The 11,259-nt window shown below is 27.4% G+C and carries 11 protein-coding genes; 7 read left to right on the top strand and 4 right to left on the bottom strand.

The window, feature by feature from the left end:
- The first annotated feature begins 248 nt into the window (after positions 1 to 248).
- Positions 249 to 647: a nucleotidyltransferase domain-containing protein gene (locus tag VJ881_08245; GenBank protein ID HKL76043.1), complete on the top strand. Its 399-nt coding sequence runs from the start codon at positions 249 to 251 to the stop codon at positions 645 to 647.
- 123 nt (positions 648 to 770) lie between these two features.
- On the opposite strand, the gene VJ881_08250 is transcribed toward VJ881_08245, so the two are convergent.
- Positions 771 to 1,865: a transposase gene (locus VJ881_08250; GenBank protein ID HKL76044.1), complete on the bottom strand. Its 1,095-nt coding sequence runs from the start codon at positions 1,863 to 1,865 to the stop codon at positions 771 to 773.
- 151 nt (positions 1,866 to 2,016) lie between these two features.
- On the opposite strand from VJ881_08250, the gene VJ881_08255 reads away from it, so the two are divergent.
- The 3 genes from VJ881_08255 (at position 2,017) to VJ881_08265 (ending at position 5,113) form a co-directional block, all read left to right on the top strand.
- Positions 2,017 to 2,394, top strand: coding sequence for a DUF86 domain-containing protein (locus VJ881_08255; protein HKL76045.1), 378 nt, complete (start codon positions 2,017 to 2,019; stop codon positions 2,392 to 2,394).
- 196 nt (positions 2,395 to 2,590) lie between these two features.
- Positions 2,591 to 2,725, top strand: a complete 135-nt coding sequence (locus VJ881_08260) for a hypothetical protein (protein HKL76046.1) — start codon at positions 2,591 to 2,593, stop codon at positions 2,723 to 2,725.
- A 114-nt stretch (positions 2,726 to 2,839) separates the two neighbouring features.
- Positions 2,840 to 5,113 carry an LptA/OstA family protein gene (locus VJ881_08265; protein HKL76047.1) on the top strand — a complete coding sequence of 758 codons (2,274 nt, stop codon included), beginning with the start codon at positions 2,840 to 2,842 and terminating at the stop codon, positions 5,111 to 5,113.
- 48 nt (positions 5,114 to 5,161) lie between these two features.
- Here VJ881_08265 and VJ881_08270 read toward each other — a convergent pair whose 3' ends face one another.
- Positions 5,162 to 6,733: a Na+/H+ antiporter NhaC family protein gene (locus VJ881_08270; GenBank protein HKL76048.1), complete on the bottom strand. Its 1,572-nt coding sequence runs from the start codon at positions 6,731 to 6,733 to the stop codon at positions 5,162 to 5,164.
- 345 nt (positions 6,734 to 7,078) lie between these two features.
- On the opposite strand from VJ881_08270, the gene VJ881_08275 reads away from it, so the two are divergent.
- Genes VJ881_08275 through VJ881_08285 form a run of 3 tightly spaced genes read left to right on the top strand, consistent with a single transcriptional unit; the run spans position 7,079 to position 10,147 of the window.
- Positions 7,079 to 8,422: a hypothetical protein gene (locus tag VJ881_08275; GenBank protein ID HKL76049.1), complete on the top strand. Its 1,344-nt coding sequence runs from the start codon at positions 7,079 to 7,081 to the stop codon at positions 8,420 to 8,422.
- Between the two features lie 30 nt (positions 8,423 to 8,452).
- Positions 8,453 to 9,238 carry a fumarylacetoacetate hydrolase family protein gene (locus tag VJ881_08280; protein ID HKL76050.1) on the top strand — a complete coding sequence of 262 codons (786 nt, stop codon included), beginning with the start codon at positions 8,453 to 8,455 and terminating at the stop codon, positions 9,236 to 9,238.
- A gap of 21 nt (positions 9,239 to 9,259) precedes the next feature.
- On the top strand, positions 9,260 to 10,147 hold the full coding sequence (locus VJ881_08285; GenBank protein HKL76051.1) for a DegV family protein: 888 nt from the start codon (positions 9,260 to 9,262) through the stop codon (positions 10,145 to 10,147).
- A 64-nt stretch (positions 10,148 to 10,211) separates the two neighbouring features.
- On the opposite strand, the gene VJ881_08290 is transcribed toward VJ881_08285, so the two are convergent.
- Both VJ881_08290 and VJ881_08295 read right to left on the bottom strand, forming a co-directional pair.
- The gene (locus VJ881_08290; GenBank protein HKL76052.1) at positions 10,212 to 10,739 is read right to left on the bottom strand and encodes a permease; all 528 of its coding nucleotides are present in this window, start codon (positions 10,737 to 10,739) and stop codon (positions 10,212 to 10,214) included.
- Positions 10,740 to 11,219, bottom strand: coding sequence for a hypothetical protein (locus tag VJ881_08295; GenBank protein ID HKL76053.1), 480 nt, complete (start codon positions 11,217 to 11,219; stop codon positions 10,740 to 10,742).
- Between the last annotated feature and the right edge of the window lie 40 nt (positions 11,220 to 11,259).

The raw sequence follows: 11,259 nt of genomic DNA on the forward strand, positions 1-11,259 counted from the left end.
TTTCATGATAGTACTTTAAAAGAAATGTGTAAATATTATCCTATGACCGAAAATACAATGTTAAATATAAGTGGAGTGGGAGAAGTTAAGTACAAGAAATATGGAGAGTTATTTATGGAAAAAATCAAAAAATATCTTGATCAAAATGATTTAGAAGAATATTCGAAAAAGAGATAAATTGATTACATAATTTAAATAGTTTATAATTAAAGTAAAGAGATAGAAATTATTTATCAGGAAGTGATATAATGATTGAAAATTTTGAAAAGCTAAAAAAATATTTTTCAAAGTTTGATGTTGTTAAAGCAGCTTATTTATTTGGATCTTATGCTACAGGTAATAATAATAAAATGAGTGACATTGATATAGCAGTATTAGTAAGAAATAATTGTAAAAATAAAAATATAAAAATAGATATGTTAAAAGGTTTAGTTGAACTTGGATATGATGATATTGATTTAGTGATTTTAAATAGGCTATCAATTGTGGGAAAATATGAAGTAGTTAAACATAATAAAATTTTATATAAAAGTAGTGATTTCGATGCAAATAGTTATTTTTCTTTAGTTGTTAGAAAATATTTAGACTTTAAACCTTTACTTAAAGTGCAGAGGGAATATCTTAAGGAGAGGATTTTAAATGCTTAAATTAGAAGTTTTACAGAAGAGAATAGAAAAAGCATGTGAATACTTAAAATTTCTTGAAGATGTCAAAAAAAATTATAATTTGAGTTTCCCCATTTTTTAAAACAGCTATACTTATGACATTTGTCATATTGGTAAAGAAAGCAATCTTAAGTTGTGTGATTGCCGATTAAGATAATAACTTTTTAAAAATTTCTTGATACCACTAGTTGTTTTTTCTAAAATTCCTTTTATTCCATCAGCTATTGCATAATAATCAAATTGTTGTTTTTTAAACCTAAAATATTCTTCTATCTTCCAGCGTTTTATATATGCTTTTAAAATTGCTAAAGTTAATTTTTTGGCTTTAGGTTTTATATTTGTTATTAACATCATAGGTTCTTTTCCTCTACCATGAATTATAACTAAAGTTAAATCTTTATTTTTTAATGCTGGTAATTTTATTGGTGCATAGCTGAATTTAACTTTTCTTTTTCTTCCATGTTTATCAGTGTAATAATTAACATATTTACCTTTATATAAATTAGCTATTTTCAAGATATTTATGCTTTTTCCTTTGTATATCACATTTCTATTATTCTTTGATCTAATTACAAAGTCTTTGTTACCTTTAATAAAGTATTTATAATACTTGTTTGCATCATAACCTCTATCTAGGGCATAAACACCTTTATTACTAAAATGTTTTTCTACAAAATCAAGTCCTTTAAATGCTTCTATATTCCTACTTTTAAAGCCTTTTTCAAGTCTTGAATATATTTTAGAATAGATTCCTATTGGTAATTGTTTTTTATCTGTCAAAGCTGCAATTTCAAAAGTATCATAACCTTTAGCTCTTTCATTTTTGCTGCCATCTCTTATATAGTCAATGGCTTCCATTTTTTCGCCATATGGTTTAGCGATGTCAGATTTATCACAACAAAAAACAGTATTATCTGTTATATATGAACTAATATTATTGATATAATTTTCTTTTATATTTTTATGTTCATCAAAATTCTTTAAATTTCTAGATAAACGATCTATAGTTTTCTTTAAAGTTATTTTTTCTTTTAGTGAACGAGCAATATCACTAAGTAGTATTGATTGTCCTTTTAGAAGACCATAAATAGTTTGAGTTACAAATTTAGTTTTAGGTTTAGAGATGTTTTTTGAAATCTTTTTAGAAAAATTAGTATTTTTCCTTTTCAATTGGTAGCTAAGTTTGGTATAATTAGTCATGGTGAAACAACTCCTTTTTTTGGTGTTTTTTGTTGGCAAACTAATTATACCAAATTTAGGAGCTTGTTTCACCTTTTTTGTATAATCTGTGGATAATTTATTCTAAAGGTTTCTCAAACCAATTTACCTACATTTTGCTTGTTGATAACTCATTTTCAACTGCTGTTTTAAAAAATGGGGAAACTCCAAAAATTATAATGTTGAGGAATTTGTAAAAGATAAAATGTTATATGGAAGTACAGAAAGATTTCTACATTTAACTATTGAAGCTTTGATTGATATAGGTAACCATATAATCAGTGATAAAGATTTAGGAAAAGTTGATAGATATAGGGATATACCAATTGTTTTATACAAAAATAATTATTTAGATGAGAATATGAAAGATATATTTATAAAGATTATAGGTTTTAGGAATATATTAGTACATGATTATTTAGATATAGATAAGAAAAGAGTTTATGAAATTTTAAATGAAAATCTGTCAGATTTAAAGTTGATTTTGCAAAAATATGCTAATTTTCTTTAATAACAAAGAATAGGATAGCAATAGTATTGCAGAAGTTGATTTATAGTGAGTAAGTCACAAAAAAGTAAAAATAATTTTTGTATATGCAGGCTATAATAGTCTGCTTTTGTTGCAGAATACGGAAATGGCAAACCTATTTTAGGAGTTTTTGATGATTTAGACTCTGCTATTACCTGGCATCCAATGCAAATTAACATTGTTTGATCTTTATCAGGATCCAGAGTTAATTGATGAAGCCAAAAAAGAATTTGATGAAGAAACTGAGGGAAAGGATTATGAAACTCCTCTTCCAGAAAATACTGAACCTCCTTTTGATCAGTTTAATAAATAAAAGAAAAAAATTTAATTTGTAGAAAATAAATAGAGATATAAATTAATTGATTGAATTATTTAAATGGTTTATAATAAAAGGAGGGAAGAATATTATAATGAGGAGAGTAAGCTGATGAAATATAAAGAGGCAATAATCAATAAAAAAATAAAATCAAATATTTTTATACTAGCTCTGCTTATTTTGATTACAATTTTCTCTTTTTCTTCTTCTGCTTTTAGTCAGGAAAAACTAAATATAACTGGAGGTAAAGTAGATTATAATAGTGAAACAAATACTACGGTTATCTCTGGAGATGTAAAAGCTGATTATGGTAAATATCATTTTCATGCTGAAGAAGTAATAATAGAAAATAATGAAGAGCAAACCGGGGTGATGTTTTCTCCAGAAAATATAAAAATTTCACCAGGTGATATTACTGGTTGTGATGCTGAAAAACCTCATTATTATTTTAAAGCACAGAAAATAAAAATTAAGCCGAATGATTATTTAGAAGCATATAATGTCGTCTTTTATGAATTGAATGGTAAATTACCATTATTTTATCTTCCTTATTTATATATCTCTCTAAGTGAAGAAAAACAAAGATTGGTTACTGAGTTTGGATACAGTAGTAATCGAGGTTGGTTTGGAAAATTAATTTTTAATTATACCTCTTTTTATGATCTGCCGGGTCAAATATATTTTGATTATTATCAAAAAACAGGTGAAGCTTATGGTTTCAAACAATATTTTATAAATAATAATCAGCATCAGGGATATTTTTATTATTATACTCAGGAAAATAATATTGATTTAAGTAGTTTATTTGATAAGCATTTGGCTCTTCAATATAATTATGAAAAAGATAATATAGTAGCAAATAATAGAGTGAACTATAAGTACTTTAATAACTATGATTTTTTAGAAGGAATTTTTAAAGTTGATTATCAAAAAGAAGATCAAAATATTAATTTTGATATGAACTATGAAAATTATGATTATGATAATAATAATGAAGATAAAGAAATAAATGATATTAGCCTGGAAATGAATCGTGATTTCCCCAATCAACTTTCTATAAATGCCGATTATAATCTGGACAGTGTTAATTATTTTAAATCAAAAAATAATGATGAAAAAGAAATGGAAATGGCTTTAAATTTAGAGAAATCTTTTGAAAATAATTTAGATGTTACTATAGATTTAGAACAAAATTTAGATTATGATTATGGTCAAGATATAATAGAAGAAAGAACCTCTCAAGAATATAATTTGAATTATAGATGGTTAAGAAATTGGAGTTTGAACTCAAATTATGGTTATGAAGAATTAAAAGAAACAGATGAAAATTTAAAATCAAGAGAATACTATGAATCTATTTTGTCTTATAGATATTCTAATTTAAGGATTGATACTATTATTGAAAGAGAAGATCCAGCTTTTACTGAAGAAGATGAAGTTAGTTTTTACCGTTTGCCTGAAATAAAAATAACTTATACTCCTAGAAATTATTTTGAATATGAATTACAGCTAGGTAATTATTTTGAAGATGATTCTGGTACTCGAGGTTATAGAGGAGCAGCAAATATTATCTATTCTCGCAGATTTCAGATTTTAGATAATACTAGTTTTAATATTGATCAGGAAATTAAAGGAAGAGTTTATGATTTAAAATCAAAAACAAGTAATAACAATTATAATCGTTATCAGGGTATTTATAATAGTGATTTAGGAATGGAAAATAATATTACTGATAGATTAAGTATTAATAACAATTATAAGCTAACACTTTATAGAGGAGAAAGTCCATTTGAATTTGATCAGGCTGAATTTAGCGAAGAAATAGAAAGTAGTATGAATTATAATATAAATGATTTTTTAGATATTAGTTTAGAAAGTGGTTATGACTTATATAATCAGGAGTATTTACCTTTAGAAACTAATTTAAAAATATGGCCTTTAACAGGTTGGCTTATTTCATTGGGAACAGAATATAATTTGAACTCAAAGGAATTTGAAGAAAATTTAATAGTAAAAAGTGATTATAAGACAGAAAATATCAATGCTAATACTGAACTGGAATATGATTTAAATAAAAATAGACTTAATACTTTAGAAAATGAGATAAGTTATGAAATTCCAGGTGACTGGGGCTGGTATATAGAAAATAATATAAGTTATGATTTTGAAGAATCTGTCTCAGAAAGACTTGAAAAAGCTAATTTATCTATAAAGAAAAGATTGCATTGTAGAGAAGTGAAATTAAGTTATGATTATTTGAATAATGAAGTAATTTTTACTTATAGTTTGGATATTTTCCCTGGAGATGATATTTCTTTAGGTAGAAGTGATCAGGAAGATTTTATATTTAACTTTGGGTTGGAAGATGATTTGAAATCTGAATAATATAAAAAGGTGGGTTTAAAAACCCACCTTTTAGTATTGAATATTAGATTAAGCTTTTAAATCATGATATTTTGAATCTTGTAAACCATATTTACGATTAAAGTAATTAGAAAGAGTGTAAGCAAGTATAACTAGAGAAATAATTCCCAGTGGAATTAAAATTAGAGGACTGAGTCCAAAGAATCCATAAAGTAAATATAATACTGCGGCTACAGAAGCAACTGTTATTGCATATGGGATCTGGGTTGAAACGTGATCCATATGGTCTGCACCAGAAAAGATAGAAGAAAGTACAGTTGTATCTGATATTGGAGAACAGTGATCTCCGAAAATAGCACCTGAGAAAACTACTCCTGCTAAAATAAGTGCTTTATGTGGATCTCCTGTGATTTGGAAACCAAGTGGAATTGCAATAGGTGTTAAAATAGTCATAGTACCCCAGGAAGTTCCTGTAGCAAAGGCAACTAACATTCCTGTTGCAAAAATAACTAATGGTAAGAAAGCATATGATACAGAATCCCCTAATAAACTTACTATATAACCTGCTAAGTCCATAGTTTCAGTTATAGAGCCAAGAGTCCAGGCAAGAACCAAGATTACACATGCCATTAACATTAATTTTAGACCATCCATAAAAGTTTCCATAGTTTCTTCGAGATTCATAATCTTTTGGGTTAAAGCCATTACAAAACCGACTACTGTCATAGCAAAGGCTCCCCAGAGCAATGCTTTTGCTGGAGCAGAATTACCTAGTATCTCCATGATGTTTTCTCCAGGTCTACCTGTCCACCACATTCCAGTTATAGAAACAACAATTAAAGCGATAATTGGATAAAAGAAACTTTTTAACATTGGTTTTATGTCTTTAGGCTCTCCAAGTTCATATCCTACATCCATCATTGGTGTAGCTCCATCTCTTGTTTGTTTGTTTTCTGTAATAGCTCTATGTTCTGCTTTAAGCATAGGACCAAAGTCTTTGTTAGAGATAACTATAATACCTACAAAAATTACAGCCAGTATACAATAGAGATTATAAGGAACACTTCTGATATAAGCTGTAAAGGGGTCTACTCCTTCTATACCTGCAGTATCAATACCAGATTTAATCATCCCAATTTGAAAAGCTATCCAGTCCGAAATGAAAAATGTTGCAACTGGTGCTGCAGTGGAATCTAAAATATAAGATAGTTTTTCAGTTGAAATTTTAAGTTTTTCAAATATGTCTCTAAATGCATTACCTACTATAGCAGCATTTACATAGTCATTAAAAAAGACTATCATACCCAATACCCAGGCTCCTACTCCAGCTGCTCTTCTTGAATCAATCTTTTTTTGGGCCCAGGTGGCTAAGGCCTGACTACCTCCTAATTTCCAGATAAATGCTACTCCAGAACCCATTAATAAGTTGAATAATAGAAGTCTAACATTCCAACTACTTGTCATTGATTCTGTGATTGCATCTAAGGTATATCCTACTCCGGCCAGTGGATTACCTCCTGTGATGATTAATGCTCCGGAAAAAATACCAATAAATAATGAAATAAGAACCCTCTTAGTTAAAAATGCAAGTAAAATTGCAATAAGAGGTGGTAAAAGTGTTAAAATTCCATACTCCTCCATTTTTCCATCCTCCCTTTCTAATAGTTTAGATTATTTAGAAAATTATTTCTTGTGATATATTTAATAATGCAACTACTATTCCAGCTTTTAATAAGATTTATTTTTGAATATATTTGAAATAATTAAAAAGAAAGAAAAAAATATTATATATTTATTTAAAAAATAAAATAAAAATAAATATATCAGAAAATGAATTTACTTTAATTTAAGAAGCGAAAAAAATTTTTGCACAAGCATCAAAAAATTTGCACATATATTTAGATAATTTTGAGAGGGATTTATACTTTTTTGTTGTAATATAATAATGTAGGAGACAATAAAAATTTCACAATAGGAGGAGATATTTTGATTGATATAGATTCACTTTACAAGAAATTAGAGAAGGAAATGGCCAATAATAAAGATGTGCATAAAAAAGAATATAATAAATTGAAAGAAAAAATCGCTAATTCTTCTGCCTATTATCACGGAGAACCTGTTTCATTTTTTTATAAACCTATTCTTTTTAATGAAGATCATTATTTATATTTTGAGCATAAGATAGAAGTTTTTAATAAAATTTTAAAAAAAGTTACAAAAGAATTTGTTGATAATAAAAAATTTAGAAAAAGATTTAAATTTCCTGAAATAATGGAAAAGTTAATTTTAATAAATCCTGGTTATAAGATGGAGTATCCTGTAGCTAGATTTGATTTTTTCTATGATTATGATCAACAATTTAAGTTTTGTGAATTAAATACTGATGGTTCTTCTGCGATGAATGAAGCAAGAGTATTGCAAAGTGAATTTAAGAATAGTAAATTAATGAAAAAATACAGAGATAATTATGAATTTAAAGATTATGAACTTTTTTATTCTCTTATAAATGATATAATAGCAAATTATAAAGAATTTGCAGGTGATAGGGCAAAAGAGAATCCTAATATAGGAATTATGGATTTTAAAGGGGATGGAACCAACAATGAATTTTTAGAATTCAAAAAAAGATTTGAAGAACTTGGGTTTAAAACAGTTATTTGTGATCCTCGTGATTTAAATTATAAAAATGGGCAATTATGGGCAAACGATATTCCACTTGATCTAATATATAGAAGAGCTACTACTGCTCGTATGGTGGAAAATGAAGATGAAATAACTGATTTTATAAATGCATATGAAAATGGTGATATTTGTGTTGTAGGAAGTTTTCGTTCTCAAATCCCCCATAATAAATTTATTTTTGCAATCCTTCATGATGATAATGCAGTTAACTTTTTAGATAAGAATGAGAAAGATTTTATTAAAAAACATATTCCCTGGACAAAAAATCTTTGTTTTGAGAATCAAAAATTAATAAATAAAATTTTAAATAATAAGAATGATTTTGTTTTAAAACCGGCTGATAAGTTTGCCGGTAAAGGTGTATATGTTGGCCAGGATTATAATCAAAAAGAATGGGATAATTTAATCAAAAATATTGAATATAAAAATGATTATTTGGTTCAAGAATTTATAGAACAACCTAAAATGAAAATGGGATTAGTAGAAGAAGATGAGTTTAAAATTGAAAAGGTTAACTATATTTTGAGTATATTTCTCTATAATCAAAAGATTTCAGGATTTTATGCTCGTGGAGGTAGAGAAAATGTAATAGCTCCTGCTGGTGAAAGTAGAACTATGCCCTGTTTTTTGGTGAAAAGAAAAGGATAAGTATAATTAATTTAAGAGGTGAAAACAATTATGAAAATTGCAAGATATCTATATGAAAATGAAATAAACTATGGAGTGGTTAAAAAAGATAAAATCAAAAAAATAAGCGGCAACATTTTTTCAAATTTTCAGATTGATAATAGCTTTATCAATAAGGAGGAAGTAGAGTTTTTATCTCCTGTAATTCCTCCAAATATTATTGCGATTGGTTTAAACTATAAAAAACATGCTGAAGAAAGTGGATCTAAATTACCAGAAAAACCACTTATTTTTCTTAAGGCAACTACCAGTTTAGCTGGTAATAATGATTTGATTAAACTGCCGAAAATGGCACCTAATGAAGTTGATTTTGAAGCAGAAATGGCTGTAATTATTGGGGAAAAGGCTAAAGATATTGAGCCAGATCAAGCTTTAGATTATGTATTAGGCTTTAGTTGTGCTAATGATGTAAGTGCCCGAGATTGTCAGAAAAAAATAGATAAGCAGTGGGCACGAGGTAAATCATTTGATACTTTTTGTCCTCTGGGACCAGTTATTGAGACAGAATTAAATCCTCAGAACCTTAAAATTCAATCTATTTTAAATGGAGAAATAATGCAAAGTTCTAATACTGCTGATATGATTTTCTCTGTAAAAGAAATTGTAAGTTATCTATCTAAAAATATGACTTTACTTCCAGGGACTGTTATTTTGACTGGGACTCCTGAGGGAGTAGGATTTGCAAGAGAGGAGCCAGTATTTTTAAAAGAAGGTGATGAAATAGAAATAAAGATTGAAAATATAGGAAACTTAAAAAATGAAGTTGTGAAAGAATAAATATGAATGGGGGAGTTGGCAATGAAAATTAAATTTATTTTAGATAGTGCAGCAGATATGCCTGAAGAATTGACGGATAAATATGATATAGATGTTTTTCCCTTATATATTCATCATGGAGATAAACAATACAAAGACGGAATTGGGATAACTTCTAAAAAGGTATATGAAAATATGAAAAATGGTGAAGTTTATAAAACATCTCAGGTAGCAGTAAATGATTTTATGGAAAAATTTGAAGAATACGCTAAAAAGGACAAGACAGTTATCTATCCTGCTTTTTCTTCTGAGCTTTCCGGGACTTTTCAGTCTGCTGTACTTGCCAAAAATAAGATAAAGGAAAAATATCCTGATTTTGATATTACAATTATAGATACAAAATCAGCAAGTATGGGAGTTGGTCTTGCTCTTTATAATGTTTTGCAGGAGATGGAAAAAAATAATTTAAATAAGAAAGAAATAATAGAGAAAATAAAATATTATGCTGAACATATGGAACATATTTTTACTGTAGAAGATTTGGACTATCTTGTCAGAGGAGGAAGATTAAATAAGATTTCTGGTTTAGTTGGTGGTATTTTAAATATTAAACCAATAATTGAAGTTGAAAATGGCAAATTAGAACAATTAGAAAAGAAAAAAGGAAGTAAAAAGGTAAGGAAAAGAATTATTGAATTATTTTTAGAAAAAGGAACTAATATAGCTGAACAAAATCTAGCAATCCTACATGCTAATTCTAAAAAGAAGGCGGAAGAATTTAAATCAGAAATTGAAGAAAAAACAAAATATAAATCAGTTATTTTTAGTGATATTGGGGCTGTAATAGGTGCTCATACTGGACCAGGAACTTATGGGATTATCTTTTTAAATGAAAAGAGAAAAGTCAATGAAGTAGAAATTTATAAATAATTTAATATCTAAAAAAGCTGCCATTACTTTATTAATATCAAACTGGCAGCTTTTTTTATGAAATTTATTTAGCTTTAGGTAATTCATAATCTATACTATCAAAGTAATTTCCAAGTAAAATTGCACTAATTATTACAAATGGAAGAGATATACCAAGTCTTATTAAAGTAAATTTTAAACCAAGAATTGAAGCTTCCATAATACTCATTGGAATCATAACTATTGAAGCTGCGGTTACATAGGTGAAAATAGAACTATAATTTGCTCCTTTATGATAAAGAGAATTTGCTACAGGGAAAGCAACAAAAGTACCTCCTACCGTAGTTGCTGCTAAAAGTATGGAATAAATATATTTTTTTATTCCTGAGGCTTTACCAAAGTTTTTCTCTATAGTTTCTCTACTTACCCAGACATCAAAAAGACCAATAAGAATAAATGCTGGTGGAAGTATTTTTATCATATCTTTAGCAAATATCATAAAATTATCTCCCATTCTCTCACCTAAAGAAAAATCAATAAAATATGATATACCTAAAAATAGTAAAAAAGCTAAAAAGATTATATAATTTAATTTATTATTATTATTTTTCATTTAAAATACCTCCCCATATAATAATCCTGCGGAAAGTGCGACAATCGCTGCAATAATAAAGCCAGCTGCATTTCTCCAAATAGTTGCTTTTATACCAAAGTATTCTTTTTCAACAGGATAGGTTGCTACTCCTACTAACATTAAAGTAGTAATAAAGGCAGCTACTACCATATAGTCTACACCTTTATCAACTAAAATTCCGGCCAGTGGATAGGCAATAAAACCTGGCATCATTGTTATTGAGCCTACTATAAGTCCAACTAAAAGACCAATAATTGGTATATGGCCCCCAAGATATTTTATAATCATTTCATCAGAAATAAGAAGAATAAAAGATAATATAATAAGTAATTTTAAATAAGTCCCAAGTATTTTATTGAATTTTTTCCAGCCGATTTTTAAAGCATTTTTAGTTTTTTCTCTATTAAAGAAAAAAGAGATTACTAAAGCAATGGCTGCTATAAGATAAAGTGTTAACATTTTTATTTTCCTCCTTTATACCCCTGCTGGGTATTTGTAT

This window comes from Halanaerobiales bacterium, assembly GCA_035270125.1.
Taxonomy (GTDB): Bacteria; Bacillota; Halanaerobiia; order Halanaerobiales; family DATFIM01; genus DATFIM01.

Excerpts from the sequence above, each read along its gene's own strand:
- VJ881_08285 (HKL76051.1), top strand. The coding sequence starts at position 9,260 with ATGAAAATTAAATTTATTTTAGATAGTGCAGCAGATATGCCTGAAGAA.
- VJ881_08280 (HKL76050.1), top strand. The coding sequence starts at position 8,453 with ATGAAAATTGCAAGATATCTATATGAAAATGAAATAAACTATGGAGTG.
- VJ881_08295 (HKL76053.1), bottom strand. The coding sequence starts at position 11,219 with ATGTTAACACTTTATCTTATAGCAGCCATTGCTTTAGTAATCTCTTTT.
- VJ881_08270 (HKL76048.1), bottom strand. The coding sequence starts at position 6,733 with ATGGAGGAGTATGGAATTTTAACACTTTTACCACCTCTTATTGCAATT.
- VJ881_08245 (HKL76043.1), top strand. The coding sequence starts at position 249 with ATGATTGAAAATTTTGAAAAGCTAAAAAAATATTTTTCAAAGTTTGAT.
- VJ881_08250 (HKL76044.1), bottom strand. The coding sequence starts at position 1,865 with ATGACTAATTATACCAAACTTAGCTACCAATTGAAAAGGAAAAATACT.
- VJ881_08265 (HKL76047.1), top strand. The coding sequence starts at position 2,840 with ATGAAATATAAAGAGGCAATAATCAATAAAAAAATAAAATCAAATATT.
- VJ881_08290 (HKL76052.1), bottom strand. The coding sequence starts at position 10,739 with ATGAAAAATAATAATAATAAATTAAATTATATAATCTTTTTAGCTTTT.